A 19,213-nucleotide genomic window follows, 5' to 3' on the forward strand; every position below is an offset into this window, starting at 1 on the left:
ATGAGCGAAATCGAATCCCTGGCCGCGCAGGCGCTGGCCGACATCGCCGCAGCGCAGGCCCCCGACGCGCTGGAAGCGCTGCGCGTGGGCCTGCTCGGCAAGCACGGCAGCATCACCGCCCAGCTCAAGCAACTCGGCGCGCTGCCGGCCGAGGAGCGCAAGGCGGCCGGCGAGGCGATCAACCGCGTGCGCGACCAGGTCGGGCAGGCGCTGGCCGGGCGCAAGGCGGTGCTGGAGGAGGCCGCGCTCGACGCGCGCCTGGCCGGCGAGAGCATCGACGTGACCCTGCCGGGCCGCAACGCGCAGCGCGGCGGCATCCACCCGGTCTCGCGCACGCTGGAGCGGATCGCCGAGATCTTCGGCCGCCTGGGCTACGAGCTGGCCGACGGCCCGGAGATCGAGGACGACTGGCACAACTTCGAGGCGCTGAACTTCCCGCCGCACCACCCGGCGCGCGCCATGCACGACACCTTCTACTTCCCGCCCGACGCCAGCGGCGTGGCGCGGCTGCTGCGCACCCACACCTCCGGGGTGCAGGTGCGTTACATGGACGAACACGCACCGCCGCTGCGGATGATCGCCGCCGGCAAGGTCTACCGTTCGGACTCCGACCAGACCCATTCGCCGATGTTCCACCAGGTCGAGGGCCTGCTGGTCGACGAGCACGCCACCTTCGCCGACCTCAAGGGCACCCTGGCCGAGTTCGTGCGCGCGTTCTTCGAGCGCGACTTCCAGATGCGTTTCCGCCCCAGCTACTTCCCGTTCGTGGAGCCGGGCGCGGAGGTCGACATCGCCTGGCAGCAGCCCGACGGCAGCGTGCGCTGGCTGGAAGTGCTTGGCTGCGGCATGGTCCACCCGAACGTGCTGCGCAACTGCGGCATCGACCCGGAGCGCTACACCGGCTTCGCCTTCGGCCTGGGCGTGGAGCGCTTCGCCATGCTGCGCTACGGGGTCAACGACCTGCGCGCCTTCTTCGAGAACGACGTGCGCTTCCTGCGCCAGTTCGCCTGAGGCCGCCGCTCCTCCTTCGTCATTCACGGCGGGCCCGGTCCCGCCCCACGGACCACGATCAAGATGAAATTCTCCGAGAACTGGCTGCGCAGCCACGTGCCCACCTCGGCCAACCGTGACGGGCTGGCCGCCACGCTGACCGCGATCGGCCTGGAGGTCGAGGAAGTGACTGCGTTGGGCGACGGTCTCACCGGGGTCGTCGTCGCGCGCATCGTCGAGGCGGCCAGGCATCCGGAGGCCGACCGCCTGCAGGTCTGCCAGGTCGACGTCGGCGGCGACGCGCCCGCTCCTGACAGATACCTGCAGATCGTCTGCGGCGCGCCCAACGCGCGCCCGGGCCTGGTCGCGCCGCTGGCCATGGTCGGCTCGAGCGTCGGCGGCATCGCGATCAAGGCGGCCAAGCTGCGCGGCGTGGAGTCGAACGGCATGCTCTGCTCGGCCAGGGAACTGGGCCTGGATGCCGACGCCTCCGGCCTGCTCGAGCTGCCGGCCGACGCGCCGGTCGGCGCGCAGCTGGCCGACTACCTCGGCCTGCCCGACGCCAGCATCGAGATCAAGCTGACCCCCAACCGCGCCGACTGCTTCAGCGTGCGCGGCATCGCCTACGACGTGGCCGCCGCGCTGGCCAGCGAGGTCGTGCCGCTGGACGTGGCGCCGGTGCCGGCGCAGGGCGCGGCGGCGATGGAGGTGGCGCTGGAGGCGGGCGAACGCGTGCCGCGCTTCGCCGGTCGGGTGATCGAGGGCGTGGACGCGACCGCGCCCACGCCGGTGTGGATGGCCGAGCGGCTGCGCCGCGCCGGCGTGCGCCCGATCAGCTTCCTGGTCGACGTGACCCAGTACGTGATGCTGGAACTCGGCCAGCCGATGCACGCCTTCGACCGCGACAAGCTGGAAGCCCCGGTCGTGGTGCGTCCTGCACGCGCGGACGAGCGGCTGAAGCTGCTCGACGGCCGCGAGGCGGTGCTGGACGGCGAATTCCTGGTGGTCTCCGACAGCCGCGGGGGCCGCGCCGCGCGCGCGGTCGCGCTGGGCGGGATCATGGGTGGCGAGGACACCAAGGTCGGCGACGCCACCCGCAACGTGTTCCTCGAAGCCGCGCACTGGATCCCGTCGGCGATCATCGGCCGCAGCCGCCGGCTCGGCCTGCATACCGATGCCGGTCACCGCTTCGAGCGCGGTGTGGACCCTGAGCTGCCGCGCATGGCGGTCGAGTACGCCACCCGCCTGATCCTGGACGTCGCCGGCGGCGTCCCCGGCCCGCTCACCGAGGCCGCGCTGGCCGAACACTTGCCGCGGCCGACCGCGATCGGCCTGCGCCGCGCGCGCGTGGCCCGCGTGCTCGGCATCGAGATCGCCGACGCCGAGATCGAGCGGATCCTGCGCGCGCTGGGCATGCAGGTCGCCGCCGCCGCCGACGGCTGGCAGGTGACCCCGCCCAGTCGCCGCTTCGACATCGCGATCGAGGAAGACCTGATCGAGGAGCTGGCGCGCATCCACGGCTACGACCGCGTGCCGACCACCGTCCCCGGCGGCCCGGCGCGGATCGCCGCGCCCAGCGAGATCCGTCTGGCCGAGACCGACATCCGCCGCCAGCTGGTCGCGCGCGACTACCTGGAAGCGATCGGCTTCGCCTTCGTCGAGACCGCGCTGCTGGACAAGTGGCACAGCGCCGCCGGCACCGTGCCGCTGGCCAATCCGCTCAGCGCCGAACTGGCGGTGATGCGGCCGCGGCTGCTGCCCGGGCTGGTCGATGCGCTGGCGCGCAACGCCGCCCGCCAGGCCGGCCGGGTGCGCCTGTTCGAACTGGGCCGCACCTTCGCCGAAGCCGATCCGGCGCAGCGCGCGCCGGGCGGTCCCGACCCGGCACCGGTCGAGACCCGCCGGATCGCGGCGGTCGCCTGCGGCGATGCCCATGCCGAGCAGTGGGGCGAGGCCACGCGCAGGGTCGACTTCCACGACATCAAGGGCGACCTGGAGTCGCTGGCCGCCGCCGCGGGCGCGATCCTGGAGTTCCGCGCCTCGGCCGAGCCGTTCGGCCATCCGGGCCGCAGCGCCGACGTGCACCGCATCGACCTGGAAGGCGGGCCGGTCCGGATCGGCTGGATCGGCCAGCTGCACCCGCGCCTGCAGAAGGCGCTGGACCTGGACGTGGACGTGGTCGCCTTCGAACTGGACCTGGCGCCGCTGGAACGGCGCGCCCTGCCGCGCGCCGAGGCGCTGTCGCGCTTCCCGGCCGTGCGCCGCGACCTGGCCTTCGTGGTCGGCATGGATGTCGCCTGGGCGGCCCTGGCCGCCAGCGCCCGCGCCGCCGCCGGCCCGGTCCTGCGCGACCTGCTGCTGTTCGACCGCTACCAGGGCCCGGGTGTTGAATCCGGATGCAAGAGTCTGGCTATGGGCTTGATTTTGCAGGACAACGCGCGCACTCTGACCGACCAGGACGCGGATGCGGTGGTGGAACGGGTGGTGGCCGAACTGGGTCGCCACCACGGCGCCCGGATCCGCGGCTGACACAGGGGAAGTACCGGATGGCATTGACCAAGGCGGAGATGGCCGAACGTCTGTTCGACGAAGTCGGCCTGAACAAGCGCGAGGCGAAGGAATTCGTCGACGCGTTCTTCGACGTGCTGCGCGAGGCGCTGCAGGGCGGGCGGCAGGTGAAGCTGTCGGGTTTCGGCAATTTCGACCTGCGCCGCAAGAACCAGCGCCCCGGGCGCAACCCGAAGACCGGCGAGGAGATCCCGATCTCGGCGCGCACCGTGGTCACCTTCCGCCCCGGGCAGAAGCTGAAGGAGCGGGTGGAGGCGTATTCGGGAGCCGAACCGCATGCTTGATCCCGGCAGCAACCGCGAGCTCCCGCCGATCCCGGCCAAGCGCTACTTCACCATCGGCGAGGTCAGCGAGCTGTGCGACGTGAAGCCGCACGTGCTGCGCTACTGGGAGACCGAGTTCCCCAGCCTGAGCCCGGTCAAGCGCCGTGGCAACCGCCGCTACTACCAGCGCCACGACGTGCTGATGGTCCGCCAGATCCGCGGCCTGCTGTACGAGCAGGGCTATACCATCGGCGGCGCGCGGCTGCGCCTGGAAGGCGAGGGCGCCAAGCAGGAGTCGGCGCTGAGCAGCCAGATCGTGCGCCAGGTGCGCATGGAACTGGAGGAAGTGCTGCAGCTGCTGCGGCGCTGAGGACACGCCGGCCTCGCCGCGGGCGAGGCCAAACCGGTATAATCGCCGGCCCGCCTCTGGCGGAAAGCTACCTCGGGGTATAGCGCAGCCTGGTAGCGCACCAGTCTGGGGGACTGGTGGTCGTCGGTTCGAATCCGGCTACCCCGACCAAATTCCCTTTTACGGCAAAGGCTTACGCCATACGGTGTGAGCCTTTTTCGTATATCACCCTATCAGCACCCTATTCTCACCCTATGCAGGCAGAGAAAGGCCTGGGGTGACCTCCTGCCACGGGATGTCGTGGCCCTCCAGATAGTTCTCGGTCATCGCCTCACTGGCGTGGCCCATCAGTTCCTGCACCTGCTTCAGGGTCCAGCCCTTCTCCTGCATCAGCATCGCACCGCCAAGGCTGCGGACCTCATGGAAGGTTGGCGGCTTGTCGCCCTCCATCTTCGCGGCCTCGCGCGCGACCTTGAACTCGCAGGTGAGCTTGTCGGGCATCACCTGCGTGTGGTGCGTGCGGCCCTCCTGGCCGCGTCGATCGTGGCGTCGAGCAGGCCTCCTACTAAGGACGTGCCTGGGATCGGACATCCATTTCGGTCCACCTCGAACGCCACAATCGTGCCGTCGTTCATGGCGGTGAGCCACCGGTAGCGCTCCGCAGCCTGTCGATCTTGGCCTGCATCTCTGTCCGCGCACGTTCTGCGCCGGCCATGTAGGCGGCCGTCAGGGCGTCCGGGTCGGCCATCGTGGCGAGGTGGGCTAGGGCGACCAAGAAGTCATCCGGAAGAAGCGGGGTGGTATGGGGTAGGAAAAATCTGATAGCTAAGGCTGCAGAATAGGTCCGGGGATTGGGGGGGTGACCATGGCGCGTACGAGCAAGGCACAAGGCTTTTCGGCCAGTGTGGTTGTGGTAATGCTGTTCATCGCCTGGGTACTTGGGCGCTGCTCGGGAGGGTCGAGCAACGATGCTCCCCAGCCGCCGCGGGCATATTCGCAGCCGCAAGTGGTGAGCCAACCAGCCTCTCTGGCTCCGGTGGAGGCTCCCAAGCCGGCGATGCCGATCGAGAGGCGTTATGTCGATGCAGCCTCGCTGAACGTTCGCGAGTCCCCAGATGGCAACGTCGTAGGGAAGCTTGCCCGCGGCCAGGAGGTGCAGGTCCAGGAGTCTCGTGCCGGCTGGCTGAGAGTGGTCGGTGGCGATACGTCGGGCTGGATCGCCTCTCGGTACACCTGCGGGACGGCAGGTTGCTGGCGGCCTGTTCCTGCGCCAACTCCTGTGGCGCGGGTCAGCCGACAATCGTACGGATCAGGCTGCCCCTGCTCAGGATCGACGAACTGTATTGGTCCCAGGGGGGGCAGGTACTGCATCACCTCCGGTGGCAACAAGCGGTACCGGTAGACCTAAGGACGACAACGCTCGGTTAAGCTCGCGAAGCCTGCTGGGCTTCCAAGTAAACGAACAAGGGAACGCATATGCCGGTATGCAAGATTTGCCGGGCCGAGCACAAGCGGCTTGTCCGCTCCCACATTTATCCGGATGCCATGTTCAAGGAGCTCGGGGGTACTGGACGGGAGCTAGTGTCCATGACTGCCGACCATGGAGGAAGGGCGACTCCGGCTCCCATCGGCTTGTTTGATAAGCACATCGCATGTGCCGCGTGCGAGAGCCTCTTTGCCCATACGGATCAGGTTGCCATCGAGTTCCGCCGTGGCGTTCTGACCGGGTCCATCCCCCCAGTGCGTATAGAGCGATCTCCTGACCCGAAACTCGGGCTAATTGCTTCCTATGATGTGGATGCAAGCAAGCTTCACAGCTTTGCCATGTTCACGCTGTATCGCGCGTTCCTTAGTGGCCGACCCGAGTGTAGGCAGGTGGCCGCTCCGTGGATCGAAGAGGAAGTGCGCCAACGCCTGATCGATGGCCATTCCACCATCGATACTGGGCGCGATGTCGTGATCATCTTTGTGACGCACCCATTGGCAGCCATGGCAGGTAGCCCAGTGCACATGAGCAGTCAACCAGACTTCTATCGTCTAATTCTTCCGCATATGAACATCCTGATAGCGGATGAAGGTATTAGTCTTCCGACGGGGTTTCAGCCCTTGCGCTTAGAGTCAGGCATGCCTGTGACCGTATGGAACCGTCCCCTGCCTTTACAGGGTGACGTCAAGTTCGCCGTGGAGGCGATCGGGAAGGCCGAACCTCAGGTTGATCGCATCTTGGCCGCCATGTCACGGCGTCGTGCCGACAGCGTTGTGAAAAGCGACTAGAGCGATGGCCGACTGAGCAGAGGGTGGGCGCCCCTTGATGCCCCGAATCCAAGCAGCAGTCTGAGTCAGGGGGCATTCTTGGGGGCATTCCACCCGATGTGCCGGCAAGATTCGCGCAGTTCGGTCGTTTCCGGGTGCTTTTCGGTAGAGGCTACCCTCGAGTTGGAGAACATGCGGGTATCCCTCGCGGGCCGTTTTCTTTGTGTCTGTGCCGATCAGCTGGATCGCCCACACCGCATCGCACGGCGACGACAACGGCAACGGCGAGCAACAGCGTTGGACATGGTCGGCTTCGGTCCGAGCCGCGGCAGGCCGGGTATGTTGCGGTCGTCTCGGCGGCACATCCGTGTGCCGACTCGACGACGCGGCCATCCCTGGCCGCTGCCGCAACACACCCTGCCACGTCTTCGGGCAGGTCGGGGCCATAGCTTCGTTCGATGCGAGCGCATCGCCATGACCCGGGGCCGCCCGAGGCCCGGTGTACCGTGCACGAGGCCGTGCCATGGGATGGCCGCAGGCTGCCCGCGTGGTGCGAACCGCGCCTGAACGACGCATGCTCCATTGTCTGCAGCCGATTCCATGCGACGCCGCGGCCTGCGTATGCTCGGCCGTCATTTCCCATTACGGAGCGGGCATGTCGGCAAGGACGGTGACGTTGGCGTTGGGGCTGTTGTTCGCGGGTGGCGCGCAGGCGCAGGAAGGGATCGCGGATGCCGCGGCGCTGGTCGTGGACATGGACACGGTCGTGGTCAGCGGCGTGCAGCCGGGGCCAGGCATGTGGCGGGTCAGCAAGGGCGACCATGTGCTGTACATCCTCGGCACCCAGTCGCCGTTGCCGCGCGACATGCAGTGGGAGGCGCGCGAGGTGCGCGAGGTGCTGGCCGAAGCCGGCATCGTGCTCAACCCGCCTGGCGTTTCCATCAGAACTGATGCCGGCTTCTTCCGCGGACTCGCGCTGGCACCCTCGGCGCTGAAGGCGATGAAGAGTCCGGAGGGTGCAACCCTGGACGAGCTGCTGCCCGCAGACGTGTACGCGCGCTGGAGTGGACTGAAGCAGCGATACCTGGGCCGCGACCGCGGGGTGGAGAAGAAGCGTCCGCTGATCGCCGTCTACGGGTTGTACAGGGAGGCGCTCAAGCGCAACGGCCTGCGTGAGGGCGGCGTCGTCGGGCCGGTGATCGCCGAGGCGCTCAAGGCCCGTGGCATGAAAGCCACGCCCACGTTGCTGGAACTGAAGATCGACGATCCACGCAGTGCGATTGCCGATTTCCGCAAGGAAGAATTCAAGCCGCAGGACCTGGAGTGTTTCCGCGACACCCTGGACATCATCGAGCACGGCCTGCCGCAGGTCGCTGCACGGGCCAATGCCTGGGCGGTGGGGGATCTGGATGCATTGCGGGCGATGCCCGCGGGCCGCCGCCAGGTCGAAGCCTGCCTGTCCGCCTGGACGGAAACCGATACCGCGCGCAAGCGCGGACTCACCGACATCGACGCCCGCGTCATGGAAAGCTGGCTGGCGGCGGTGGACAAGGCGGTGGCCGAGCATCCGGTGTCCTTCGGCACTGTCTCGGTGGACGACCTGCTGCGTGCGGACGGCTACCTGGCGGCGCTGGCCGGGCGCGGATACCGGATCCAGGCGCCGGACGAGTTCGAGGAGGAGGGGGGCGCCGAGGCCGAGTTGGCGGCGGACGCGGCTTCCCCTTGAGCCGTCCGGCGCTCCGGCGCGTCGCATGAGCCGTGCTTCAATCTATGCGACACGCCACGCACCAGCACGAGCGATGACTTCATTCCCCCGACACACCCGTCGCCCTGAATGGGTTCCCTGCCGTCGTCCCGGCGAATGCCGGGACCCAGCGTCTTTCGCCTTTAGCCTGGTATTGCCGCAAAGCTGAAAGTCACTGGGTCCCGGCATTCGCCGGGACGACGGTAGCTTTTTTGGGAACCGGGTTGCGGATGAAGCGGCGCAGGTCAGGCGCCAGCAGCGCGCGACAGCCCGCCATCGGTGGCCACCAACTGCGGCCAGCGCCGCAGCACCGCGGCGCGGATGCCTGCCGCGTCGATCCCAGCCTCGGCCAGCAGATCCTCGCGGCTGGCGTGGTGCTGGAAGGCGTCGGGCAGGCCCAGCTGCAACACCGGCAACAGCACGTCTTCGGCGTTGAGCAGTTCGGACACCGCCGAGCCGGCGCCGCCGGCCACCACGTTGTCCTCGATGGTGACGAAGCCCTCGTGGGTCTTCGCAAGTTCCAGCACCAGCGCGCGGTCCAATGGCTTGACGAAGCGCATGTTGACCACGGTCAGGCCGAGCTCGGCGCCGACCTGCTCGGCCGCGGCCACGGTCGCGCCGAACGCGAGCAGGGCGACGGGGCCGCCGCTGCGGCGCAGCTGCGCCTTGCCGATCGGCAGCGTGTCCAGGTCGGTGCCGACCGCTACGCCCGGGCCGGTGCCGCGCGGATAGCGCACCGCAGCCGGGCCCTCGTGGCGGAAGCCGGTACTGAGCATCTGCCGGCACTCGTTCTCGTCGGCCGGGGCCATCACCAGCATGTGCGGCACGCAGCGCAGGTAGCTCAGGTCCAGGTTGCCGGCGTGGGTGGCGCCGTCCGGGCCGACCACGCCGCCGCGGTCGATCGCGAACAGCACGTCCAGCTTCTGCGTGGCCACGTCATGGACCAGCTGGTCGTAGCCGCGCTGCAGGAAGGTGGAGTAGATCGCCACCACGGGTTTCGCGCCCTGGGTGGCCATGCCCGCGGCCAGGGTCACCGCGTGCTGCTCGGCGATGGCCACGTCGAAGTAGCGTTCCGGGTACTCCCTGGAGTAGCGGACCAGGCCCGAGCCTTCGCGCATGGCGGGGGTGATCCCCAGCAGGCGCGGCTCGGCGGCGGCCATGTCGCACAGCCAGTCGCCGAACACATCGGTGTAGGTCGGCTTCTTCGCGCCGGGCTTGGCGACCAGGCCCTTGGACGGGTCGAACGGGCCGACCGCGTGGTAGCCGATCTGGTCGCCCTCGGCCAGCTCGTAGCCCTTGCCCTTGGTGGTGATCACGTGCAGCAGCTGCGGGCCCTTGAGGGTCTTGAGGGTCTTCAGCGCGTTGAGCAGGGCCGGCAGGTCGTGGCCGTCGATCGGGCCGGTGTAGTGGAAGCCCATCTCCTCGAACAGCGTGGAGGGCACGAACATGCCCTTCCAGTGCTCCTCCCAGCGGCGCACGAAGCGGGCCGGCGGCTTGTTCTTGTCGCCGAGCAGCTTCTTGCCGCCCTCGCGCAGCTTGTTCAGGGTGGCGCTGCCGGTGAGGCGCCCGAGCATCTTGGTGACCCCGCCGACGGCTTCGGAGATCGACATCCGGTTGTCGTTGAGGATCACCAGCAGATTCGGCTCGTCGTCCATGCCGCCGGCGTGGTTGAGCGCCTCGTAGGCCATGCCGGCGGTCATCGCGCCGTCGCCGATCACGGCGACGACCTTGGGAACGGCCGCCCTGTCCGGGTCACCGCCCTGCTGCAGGGCGATGGCCATGCCCAGCGCGGCGGAGATCGAGGTCGAGGAATGGCCGACGCCGAAGGTGTCGTACTCGCTTTCCTCGCGCTTGGGGAACGGCGCCACGCCGTCCTTCTGCTTGACCGTATGGATGCGGTCGCGGCGGCCGGTCAGGATCTTGTGCGGGTAGGTCTGGTGGCCCACGTCCCAGACCAGTTGGTCGACCGGGGTCTCGTACAGCCAGTGCAGGGCCACGGTCAGCTCGACCACGCCCAGGCCGGCGCCGAAATGGCCGCCGCTGCGGCCGACCGACTCGATCAGGTAGGCGCGCAGTTCCTGCGCGATCGCGGGCAGCTCCGCCTCGTCGAACCGGCGCAGGTCGGCGGGCGTGTCGATGCGCGACAGGCGCGGGTAGCGGGTGGAGTCGATGCTCATCGGGCGGGACGCGGTACGGGCCGCCATTTTCCTCCCCGGGGGCGTGACGGGGCAAGCAAGGCCGTTCAGGGGCGTTGCCGGCAGGATGCCCCGGTCGCCGGGAACATCCCCCCTCGTCCCCGCCTGCGCGGGGACGAGGGGAAGGCCGGCCACTGCGTGCTGCCGGCAGCCGTGCATGCAGCAAAGATATTCAGCGCCCCATCCGCGGGCGCCGGCCGCCCACCGGCTGGCCCTCAGGCCGCCAGCTTCGACCGTTTCGGCAGCTGCGCCTTCAGGAACGCCATCTGGTCGGCCAGGATGTTGCGGTTGGACAGGATCAGGTGCTCGATCCAGCTCGGCCGGTAGGGCACGGCCAGCAGCGGCATGTGCGCCTGCTGCGGGGTGCGGTTGCCCTTGCGCGAATTGCAGTGGAAGCAGGCGCTGACCACGTTCTCCCAGACGTCGCGGCCGCCCTTGGACAGGGGCATGACGTGGTCGCGGGTCAGGTGCGGGCGGGCGAACTGCTCGCCGCAGTACAGGCACAGGTGCGCGTCGCGGGCGAACAGGGCGGTATTGGACAGGGTCGGGGTCGGGTCCAGCGCGCGCGCGCGCGCGTGGCCGCGGGTGGCGACGATCGGATGCAGCTCGATCATGCTGCGCTCGCCGGTCATCCGGCACACGCCGCCGTGCACGCGCAGGCAGGGATCGCCCAGAGTCCAGGCGACGGCGTCGCGTGCGTAGAGGCAGGTCGCGTCCTGCCAGCCGATCCAGTCCATGGCGCGGCCGTGCGCATCCAGCGAAAGGACCCGTACCGCCGGCGTGTGTTCCCGCGGGGGTGGGACGGCGACCGGAGCGTCGGCACCGGTGCAGACCAGACTTAGCGTTGCTGTGTCCGTCTCCATCGGGAAGACAGCTTATACCCGAATGTTGACGTTTTGTGTAATGAAGCGCCCGCTCAGCGCAGCACGCCTTCCAGGCCGGGCGCCGGATTGAGCTGGCTGCGGTCGTCGACCTTGAACTCGCGCGGCTTGCTGGCGCCCTCGGGCGTGGCGCTTACCTTGCCCTGCAGCCGGTAGGACAGCGACCGGCGGCCGGCCAGCGCATCGGCTACGGCGATGCGCGCCATGCCCTCAGGTTTCAGCGACACCTTGACCACGTCCGCCGCGGTCGGCCCGATCGAGATGGCCGGCGTGGCGTTCAGCGTGCCGGCGGTGTGCTCGTCCACGCTCACTTCCAGGCGCACGCTGTCGAAACGCATGGAGACGCTGCTGAAGTTGTGCAGGCGCAGGTCCACGGTCCAGTCGCCGTTGGCCTGCACGGTCAGCTGCTGGATCGCAGCCGAGGGTGGCGACACGCGCTTGGCCCCGGTGCCGCAGGCGGCGAGCAGCGCGAGCGCGGTGGCGGCCAGGGACAGTTTCAGTGCGTGCTTCATGCCTGCTCCGGTGTGGCGACTGGGCAGGATAGTACGCTGGCGCCGGCGGTCAGCGCAGCGGTGCGGCGAGCACCAGCGGCGACAGGTCGTAGCCCATGGCCTCGGCCTGCGCCTTCAGCTGCTCGAACAGGCCGGCCTCCATGGTCGGCTCTCGCGCGAGGATCCACAGGTACTTGCGGCCCGGGTCGCCGACCACCGCCCACTGGTACTCCGGGTCCAGCACGATCACCCAGTGGTCGGCCCACACCAGCGGCACCCACGACAGCCAGCCGGGCACGAACCGCACCTGCAGGCGGCCGGGGTGGTCCTCGACGGTGCGGGCCACGCCCTCGGCGACCGCCTGGTCGCCGCCGCGGGTGCGGCAGGCGTTGCGCACGCCGATCGTGCCGTCGGCGCGCAGCGAGTAGGTGGCGGTGACGTCGGCGGCGCATTGGCGCTGGAACGACACCGGCAGGTGCGCGATCTCGTACCAGTGGCCGGCGTAGCGGGACAGTTCCAGCTCTGGGACCGAGGTCACCGGCGCGGCGGCGGCGGCCGGGAGCGACGGCGACAGGGCGAGGCAGGCCAGGAGCAGCGTCGGAAGGGCGCGCATGATGCCTCCACGGAGCGGCGCGCCGATCCTAGCACCTGCCCGCGGCGGCACCGCTCAGGGCGCGGCTTCCCCGTGCGCCGGCCGGGGCCGGCTCATCGCGGTCCTGACCGTTCCCGCGGCGGCGGCCCGAAGCGCTGGATCTCCACCCTCGCCGGTGGCCCGTCGCGCAGCGCGCTGGCATCGGCCAGCATCCGCGCCAGCTCGAGCGCGGCGTCGAGCGAGGAATACCAGGCCAGCGGCCTGCCGCCGTCGAACAGCGTGCAGCCCCGATGGTCCTTGCGGACGACGAGCAGCCGTGACTCCATGGGCGCGGTTCCCCGTTGGCTCCGACTGGCATGGAAGCGGGCCGGAAGGCCCTAGAGTCTCCGGCCCCGGGCGGTGCAGGGAAGTCGGCGCAGGCCGGCCGGCGCTGTAGGAAATCTCCGAACCGGGGCCCTGCACGCATCGGTTCTTTGTAGGAGCCCAGCTTGCTGGCGACACGGGCGTCGGGACCATGAGGGCATCGCCTGTGCAGACGGCGTCGGGTCGCCGGCTGAACCCGGCTCCTACAACAGCCGCGGCGCGGCCGCTCTTCTGTAGGAGCTGACTTCAGTCGGCGACACGGGCGTCGGGACCATGAGGGCGTCGCCTGTGCCGACGGCGTCGCGTCGCGGGCAAGCCCGGCTCCTACAACAACAGCCGCTTCAGCTTTCATCCCCGCACAGGCGAGGATCCAGTGTCTTCATGCAGTACGGCCCGAGCCTCTCGGGCCTCTGGCGACGGGTGGGACAGGAGTCAGCCGGCACAATCTTGGCTTGTGCGACGGGAAGGAGTACAAATGTACTCCATGCCCGAGCTCAGCCCCCGCCGCGCCGCCATCCTGGCCTTCATCCGCGACCGCGTGGCCGGCCACGGCCGGCCGCCGAGCCTGGCCGAGATCGCCGCCGCCTGCGGCCTGGCCTCGCGCGGGGCCGCGCGCAAGCACGTGCTGGCCCTGGCCGAGGCCGGGCTGGTCGAACTCGCCGCCGGGCAGGCGCGCGGGGTCCGCCCGGCCGGGATGCGGGCCCGGGCCGACCTGCTGCGGCTGCCGTTGCTGGGCCGGGTGGCGGCCGGTGCGCCGATCGGCGCCGACGCCGGCCTGGCCGACACCCTGACCCTGGACGCGCGGCTGTTCTCGGCCGTGCCCGACTACCTGCTGCGGGTGCAGGGCGACTCGATGATCGAGGAGGGCATCCTCGACGGCGACCTGGTCGGGGTGAAGCGCACTCCCGAGGCGCGCGACGGCCAGGTGGTGGTGGCGAGGCTGGACGGCGAACTGACCATCAAGCGGCTGGAACGCGGCCGGCACGCGCTGCGCCTGCTGCCGCGCAACCCGGCCTACGCGCCGATCGAAGTGGCTCCGGGCCAGGACTTCGCGGTCGAGGGCGTGTTCTGCGGGCTGGTACGGCGGGGTTGAGATGGGCGCGGTGGTGGCGATCGACGCGTTGCTGCAGGAGCGGCGCGTCTGGAAGGGACGTCCGTTCGCGCCGGTGCCGGGGGCGCAGCCGACCGGCCACGCCGCGCTCGATGCGGCCCTGCCCGGCGGCGGCTGGCCGCAGGCGGCGCTGAGCGAACTGCTGCTGCCCTGCGACGGGATCGGCGAACTGCGCCTGCTGTGGCCGACTTTGGCGCGGCTGAGCCAGGCCGGCGGGCGGATCGTGCTGGTGGCGCCGCCGTACCTGCCGTACGCGCCGGCCTGGCAAGCGGCCGGCATCGACCTGCGCCGGCTGCTGGTGGCCGGCGGCGCGGCCACCGCGCCGCGCGATGCACTGTGGGCGGCCGAGCAGTGCCTGCGTTCGGGCAGTTGCGCCGCGTTGCTGTGCTGGCCGCTGCAGGCCGACGACCGTGCCCTGCGCCGGCTGCAGGTGGCGGCCGAGGCCGGCGCCGCGCTGGCCTTCGCCACCCGCCCGCTGGCGGCCGCGCGCAATCCGTCGCCGGCGGCGCTGCGCATCGCCATCGACGCGCAGCCGGCGCAGCTGCGGGTGCTCAAGTGCCGCGGCGGCCTGGCGCCGGTGCGGCCGATCCCGTGGGTGGTGGATTAGGCGATGCGCTGGGCCTGCCTGCTGCTGCCGCACCTGGCGATGGACGGCGTGCTGCGCGGCTTCGCCGATCCGGCCGCGCCGCGGGTGCTGGTCGCCGGCCCGGCGCAGCGCCGGGTACTGCAGGCGGCCAACCCGGCCGCGCGCGCGCAGGGACTGAAGCCGGGCCAGGCGCTGGCCGAGGCGCGCGCTGTGGCGCGCGGTTTCGCCGAGTCCGAATGCGATCCGCGCGAGCTGGGCCAATGGCAGCGGCTGCTTGCCGCCTGGGCCTACCGCTACAGCTCGCAGGTCAGCCTGCACGGCGGCAACGCGTTGTTGCTGGAGGTCGCAGGCAGCCATGGTCTGTTCGGGCCATGGCCACGGTTCCAGGCACGGCTGCGCGCGGAACTGGAAGAACTGGGCTTCCGCCACCGCATCGTGCTGGCGCCCAACCCGTTCGCGGCGCGGGCACTGGCCAATGCCCATGACGGCCTGGCGGTGGACGCGGACGGGCTGCGCGCGGCGCTGGCGCGGCTGCCGGTGCAGCGCGCCGGTTTCGCTGCGGAAACCGCGGCCGCGTTCGCGCGGATGGGCCTGCGCCGGCTGCGCCAGGTGCTGGCGCTGCCGCGCGCGGGCATCGCCCGGCGCTTCCCGCCGGCGGTGCTGCAGCACCTGGACCGGCTGCTCGGCGGGGAGCCGGCGCTGCTGGAGTGGTACCGGCCGCCGGACCGCTTCGACGCCCGGCTCGAGCTGGGCTACGAGGTCGAGTCCTCGCAGGCGCTGCTGTTCCCGCTGCGGCGATTGACCGCCGACCTGGCCGCGTTCCTGGCCGGGCGCGACGGCGGCGTGCAGCGCTTCGTCCTGCGCCTGGAGCATGAGGGCCGCGCCGACACCGCGCTGGAGGTCGGCCTGCTCGCCGCCGAGCGCGACCCGGCGCTGCTGTTCGAGATCGCGCGCAGCCGCCTGGAGCGCGTGCAGGTGCCGGCCGCGGTGCGCGCGCTGGCCCTGCACGCCGACGAACTGCCGGCGTTCGTGCCCGCGCACCGCGGCCTGTTCGAGCCGCGGGTGCAGCAGGCCGTGCCCTGGGAGCAGCTGCGCGAACGGCTGCGCGCGCGGCTGGGCGAGGATGCGGTGCACGGCCTGCGCGTGCACGCCGACCATCGCCCGGAATGCGCCTGGCGCGGCGAGAGCGTGGCGGAGACCGCGCGACCCACCGCGCCGGCGACGACCGCGCCGCGCCCGGGCTGGCTGCTGCCGGGCCCGATCCCGCTGCGCGGCGCGGTGGCGCAGGTCCTGTCCGGGCCGGAGCGGATCGAGACCGGCTGGTGGGACGCCGCCGACCTGCGCCGGGACTATTACCGGCTGCGTACGCGCCTGGGCCAGGACGCCTGGGCGTACCGGCCGGCGGCCACAGGAGACAAGCGCGGGGAGGGCAGGGAAGGCGGCTGGATGCTGCACGGGTGGTTCGCATGAGCGCGTCCCTGGTCCCGTTGCGCCCGCTGCCGGCGCGTCCGCCGGTGGAATGCGGCTACGCCGAACTGCACTGCCTGTCCAACTTCAGTTTCCAGCGCGGCGCCTCCAGCGCGCGCGAATTGTTCGAGCGCGCGCTGAGGCTGGGCTACCGCGCCTTGGCGATCACCGACGAGTGCAGCCTGGCCGGCATCGTCCGCGCCTGGCAGGCGTCGCGGGAAACCGGCCTGCCGCTGATCGTCGGCAGCGAACTGCAGGTCGAGGGCGGGCCGAAGCTGGTCCTGCTGGTGGAGGACGCGGCCGGCTACCGGGATCTGTGCCGGCTGATCACCCGCGCCCGCCGGCGCGCGCCCAAGGGCGAGTACCGGCTGCTGGGCGAGGACTTCGACGATATCGGCGCAGGCCTGCTGTGCCTGTGGCTGGCCGGCGCCGAACCCGATCCCGCGCACGGCCGCTGGCTGCGGGCGCGCTTCCCGCGGCGCACCTGGCTGGCCGCCGGGCTGCACTGCCAGGCCGACGACGCGCAACGCATCGCCCGCTGGCAGGCGCTGGCCGCGGAACTGGCGCTGCCGCTGGTGGCCAGCGGCGACGTGCACATGCACGCGCGCGGCCGCCGCGCGCTGCAGGACGCGATGACCGCGATCCGCCACCGCACCACCGTGGCCGAGGCCGGCGGCCTGCTGTTCCCCAACGGCGAGCGTCACCTGCGCCCGCTGCCGGTGCTGGCGACGCTGTATCCGCGCGAGTGGCGGGAGGAGACGCTGCGGATCGCCGGGCGCTGCATCGGCTTCGACCTGAAGAAGGACATCGACTACCAGTACCCGCACGAGCTGGTGCCGGCCGGGCACGACGCGACCAGCTGGCTGCGCGAACTGGTCATGCGCGGCGCCCGCGAGCGCTGGGAAAAAGGCATCCCCGCCAAGGCCGCCGCGCTGATCGAGAAGGAACTGGCGCTGATCGCGACCAAGAAGTACGAGTCCTATTTCCTGACCGTGCACGACATCGTCGCCTACGCGCGCGGGCAGCACATCCTCTGCCAGGGCCGCGGCTCGGCGGCCAATTCGGCGGTGTGCTACGCCCTGCACATCACCGAACTGGACCCGACCGGGCACGACCTGCTGTTCGAACGCTTCATTTCCGCCGACCGCGACGAGCCGCCGGACATCGACGTCGACTTCGAGCACCAGCGCCGCGAGGAGGTGATCCAGTACGTGTTCGCCCGCTACGGCCGCGAGCGCGCCGCGCTGGCGGCGGTGGCCACCACCTACGGCGGCCGCGGCGCGCTGCGCGACGTGGCCCGGGTGCTGGGCCTGCCGCAGGACGCGATCGGCCGGCTGACGTCCACCATCGGCCACTGGGGCGACGAACTGCCCACCGGCGAGCGCCTGCGCGAACAGGGCTTCGACCCGGAAAGCCCATTGATGCACCGGATCATCGTACTGGCTGGCGAACTGGTGAACTTCCCGCATTACCTGTCGCAGCATCCCGGCGGTTTCGTCGTCTCCGAGCGCGCGCTGCACACCATGGTCCCGGTGGAGAACGCGGCCATGGACGGGCGCACCGTGATCCAGTGGGACAAGGACGACCTGGAGGCGATGGGCCTGCTCAAGGTCGACGTGCTGGCGCTGGGCATGCTGACCGCGGTGCGCAAGGCGTTCGAGCTGATCGAGCGGCACCATGGCGTGGACTACACCCTGGCCACGATCCCGAAGGAGGATGCCGACACCTACAGGATGATCCAGGCCGCCGACACCATCGGCGTGTTCCAGATCGAGTCGCGCGCGCAGATGGCGATGCTGCCGCGGCTCAAGCCCGAGAAGTTCTACGACCTGGTGGTGGAGGTGGCGATCGTGCGCCCCGGGCCGATCCAGGGCGACATGGTCCATCCGTACCTGCGCCGGCGCACCGGCGAGGAAAAGGTGACCTATCCCTCGCCGGAACTGAAGCAGGTGTTGAGGCGCACCCTGGGCGTGCCGCTGTTCCAGGAACAGGTGATGCAGATCGCGATGGTCGCTGCCGGCTACGACGCCAGCGAGGCCGATGGGCTGCGCCGTTCGATGGCGGCATGGAAGCGCCATGGCGGTCTGGAAAAGCATCGCGAAAAGCTGATCGCCGGCATGCTCGAAAGGAATTACCCGCCCGAATTCGCCGAACGCATCTTCGAGCAGATCAAGGGCTTCGGCAGCTACGGCTTCCCGGAGAGCCACGCCGCCAGCTTCGCCCTGATCGCCTACGCCACCTCCTGGCTCAAGTGCCATCACCCGGCCGAGTTCGCCTGCGCGCTGCTCAACAGCCAACCGATGGGCTTCTACAGCCCCGACCAGCTGCTGCAGGACGCGCGCCGGCACGGCGTGGCGGTGCGGCCGCTGGACGTGCGCTACAGCGGCTGGGACTGCAGCCTGGAACCGGAACGCGGCGATGCACTGGCGATCCGCCTGGGACTGCGCCTGCTGCGCGGCTTCGGCGAGGACGCGGCCGTGCGCATCGAGCAGGCACGCGCGCAGGCCGCCTTCGCCGACGTCGCCGACCTGGCCGGGCGCGCCGGCCTGGATGCGGCCATGCGCGAGTGCCTGGCCGACTCCGGCGCGCTGCGCGGCCTGGCCGGGCACCGCCACCGCGCGCGCTGGGCCGCGGCGGGCGTGGAGCCGTCGCGGCCGCTGCTGGCTGCGTCCAGCGCGCCGCGCGAAGCGCAAGTGGCGCTGCCGCTGCCCAGCGCCGGGGAGGACATGCATGCCGATTACGCCAGCCTCGGCACTACGCTGGGCCGGCATCCGCTGGCGCTGCTGCGGCGGCAACTGCGCGCGCGCCGCTGCCTGGCCTCGAACGAGCTGGACGGGGTCGAGTCCGGGCGCCGGATCCTCGCCGCCGGCCTGGTCACCGGCCGCCAGCGCCCGCAGACCGCCAGCGGCGTCACCTTCGTCACCCTCGAGGACGAGCACGGCCTGCTCAACGTGATCGTGCGCCGCGACCTGGCCGCGCGCCAGCGCCGCGAGTTCCTGCAGTCGCGGCTGCTGATGGTGGAGGGCCGGCTGGAGACCTCGGGCCAGGTCCGCCACCTGCTGGCCCGGCGCCTGCACGACCTGACCCCGCTGCTGGACGGGCTGGACGTGCGCAGCCGCGACTTCCGCTGAGACGCCACCAGGCGTCGGCTCAGTGCGTGGGTGGATGCGGACCCGGCATCGCGGCCAACGGCTTGCCGCAATCGCCTGCTTGTCTGATCCGGAGGCTGCCGGTATGATTCCGCCCCTCGTCGCGGCCTTGCCGCGCACGGCCGGGTAGCTCAGTTGGTAGAGCAGGGGATTGAAAATCCCCGTGTCGGGGGTTCGATTCCCTCCCCGGCCACCATCCACTGGTGGAACG

17 protein-coding genes and 2 tRNA genes are annotated in these 19,213 nt (G+C 70.7%); 13 read left to right on the forward strand and 6 right to left on the reverse strand.

Features of this window, described 5'->3' with window-relative positions; genetic code table 11:
- From pheS to WQ53_RS13695, 5 genes are all read left to right on the forward strand, one after another.
- Positions 1–1,011 (forward strand): phenylalanine--tRNA ligase subunit alpha, encoded by a 1,011-nt coding sequence (pheS, locus tag WQ53_RS13675; RefSeq protein ID WP_052633270.1) that lies wholly within the window; start codon positions 1–3, stop codon positions 1,009–1,011.
- A gap of 63 nt (positions 1,012–1,074) precedes the next feature.
- Positions 1,075–3,519: a phenylalanine--tRNA ligase subunit beta gene (gene pheT, locus WQ53_RS13680; RefSeq protein WP_052633271.1), complete on the forward strand. Its 2,445-nt coding sequence runs from the start codon at positions 1,075–1,077 to the stop codon at positions 3,517–3,519.
- Between the two features lie 17 nt (positions 3,520–3,536).
- Positions 3,537–3,842 carry an integration host factor subunit alpha gene (locus WQ53_RS13685; protein ID WP_052633272.1) on the forward strand — a complete coding sequence of 102 codons (306 nt, stop codon included), beginning with the start codon at positions 3,537–3,539 and terminating at the stop codon, positions 3,840–3,842.
- Positions 3,835–4,191, forward strand: a complete 357-nt coding sequence (locus WQ53_RS13690) for a MerR family transcriptional regulator (protein WP_028916088.1) — start codon at positions 3,835–3,837, stop codon at positions 4,189–4,191. Before WQ53_RS13685 ends, WQ53_RS13690 begins: the two co-directional genes overlap by 8 nt.
- Before the next feature lie 73 nt (positions 4,192–4,264).
- Positions 4,265–4,341, forward strand: a tRNA-Pro gene (locus tag WQ53_RS13695).
- Positions 4,342–4,422: 81 nt separating this feature from the next.
- On the opposite strand, the gene WQ53_RS13700 is transcribed toward WQ53_RS13695, so the two are convergent.
- Positions 4,423–4,671, reverse strand: a complete 249-nt coding sequence (locus WQ53_RS13700) for a tyrosine-type recombinase/integrase (protein ID WP_236685865.1) — start codon at positions 4,669–4,671, stop codon at positions 4,423–4,425.
- A gap of 556 nt (positions 4,672–5,227) precedes the next feature.
- Between WQ53_RS13700 and WQ53_RS17460 the strand changes: the two genes are divergently transcribed.
- The 3 genes from WQ53_RS17460 to WQ53_RS13705 all read left to right on the forward strand — a co-directional run bounded on the left by WQ53_RS17460 (position 5,228) and on the right by WQ53_RS13705 (position 8,149).
- Positions 5,228–5,572 carry an SH3 domain-containing protein gene (locus WQ53_RS17460; protein WP_428992294.1) on the forward strand — a complete coding sequence of 115 codons (345 nt, stop codon included), beginning with the start codon at positions 5,228–5,230 and terminating at the stop codon, positions 5,570–5,572.
- 185 nt (positions 5,573–5,757) lie between these two features.
- Positions 5,758–6,444 (forward strand): hypothetical protein, encoded by a 687-nt coding sequence (locus WQ53_RS16870; RefSeq protein WP_144409331.1) that lies wholly within the window; start codon positions 5,758–5,760, stop codon positions 6,442–6,444.
- Positions 6,445–7,078: 634 nt separating this feature from the next.
- Positions 7,079–8,149: a TraB/GumN family protein gene (locus tag WQ53_RS13705; protein ID WP_052633274.1), complete on the forward strand. Its 1,071-nt coding sequence runs from the start codon at positions 7,079–7,081 to the stop codon at positions 8,147–8,149.
- Positions 8,150–8,412: 263 nt separating this feature from the next.
- On the opposite strand, the gene dxs is transcribed toward WQ53_RS13705, so the two are convergent.
- The 5 genes from dxs to WQ53_RS13730 all read right to left on the reverse strand — a co-directional run bounded on the left by dxs (position 8,413) and on the right by WQ53_RS13730 (position 12,652).
- Entirely contained in the window at positions 8,413–10,344 is a 1,932-nt protein-coding gene (gene dxs, locus WQ53_RS13710; RefSeq protein WP_052633275.1) for a 1-deoxy-D-xylulose-5-phosphate synthase, read from the reverse strand.
- A 233-nt stretch (positions 10,345–10,577) separates the two neighbouring features.
- Positions 10,578–11,225: an HNH endonuclease gene (locus WQ53_RS13715; RefSeq protein ID WP_052633276.1), complete on the reverse strand. Its 648-nt coding sequence runs from the start codon at positions 11,223–11,225 to the stop codon at positions 10,578–10,580.
- 53 nt (positions 11,226–11,278) lie between these two features.
- Positions 11,279–11,755, reverse strand: a complete 477-nt coding sequence (locus WQ53_RS13720; protein WP_052633277.1) for an LEA type 2 family protein — start codon at positions 11,753–11,755, stop codon at positions 11,279–11,281.
- 49 nt (positions 11,756–11,804) lie between these two features.
- Complete coding sequence (locus WQ53_RS13725) at positions 11,805–12,347, reverse strand: lipocalin family protein (protein ID WP_052633278.1); 543 nt, start codon at positions 12,345–12,347, stop codon at positions 11,805–11,807.
- A 92-nt stretch (positions 12,348–12,439) separates the two neighbouring features.
- The gene (locus tag WQ53_RS13730; RefSeq protein WP_052633279.1) at positions 12,440–12,652 is read right to left on the reverse strand and encodes a hypothetical protein; all 213 of its coding nucleotides are present in this window, start codon (positions 12,650–12,652) and stop codon (positions 12,440–12,442) included.
- A 521-nt stretch (positions 12,653–13,173) separates the two neighbouring features.
- Between WQ53_RS13730 and lexA the strand changes: the two genes are divergently transcribed.
- The 5 genes from lexA (at position 13,174) to WQ53_RS13755 (ending at position 19,198) form a co-directional block, all read left to right on the forward strand.
- Positions 13,174–13,782 carry a transcriptional repressor LexA gene (gene lexA / locus WQ53_RS13735; protein WP_201774056.1) on the forward strand — a complete coding sequence of 203 codons (609 nt, stop codon included), beginning with the start codon at positions 13,174–13,176 and terminating at the stop codon, positions 13,780–13,782.
- A 1-nt stretch (position 13,783) separates the two neighbouring features.
- Positions 13,784–14,407 carry a translesion DNA synthesis-associated protein ImuA gene (gene imuA / locus WQ53_RS13740; protein WP_052633281.1) on the forward strand — a complete coding sequence of 208 codons (624 nt, stop codon included), beginning with the start codon at positions 13,784–13,786 and terminating at the stop codon, positions 14,405–14,407.
- A 3-nt stretch (positions 14,408–14,410) separates the two neighbouring features.
- Positions 14,411–15,856, forward strand: coding sequence for a Y-family DNA polymerase (locus tag WQ53_RS13745; protein ID WP_052633282.1), 1,446 nt, complete (start codon positions 14,411–14,413; stop codon positions 15,854–15,856).
- Complete coding sequence (locus tag WQ53_RS13750; protein ID WP_052633283.1) at positions 15,853–18,984, forward strand: error-prone DNA polymerase; 3,132 nt, start codon at positions 15,853–15,855, stop codon at positions 18,982–18,984. The genes WQ53_RS13745 and WQ53_RS13750 overlap by 4 nt, the downstream gene beginning before the upstream one ends.
- 138 nt (positions 18,985–19,122) lie before the next feature.
- A tRNA-Phe gene (locus WQ53_RS13755) sits at positions 19,123–19,198 on the forward strand.
- Positions 19,199–19,213: the final 15 nt, after the last annotated feature.

Source organism: Pseudoxanthomonas suwonensis (genome assembly GCF_000972865.1).
GTDB classification, from domain to species: Bacteria; Pseudomonadota; Gammaproteobacteria; order Xanthomonadales; family Xanthomonadaceae; genus Pseudoxanthomonas; species Pseudoxanthomonas suwonensis_B.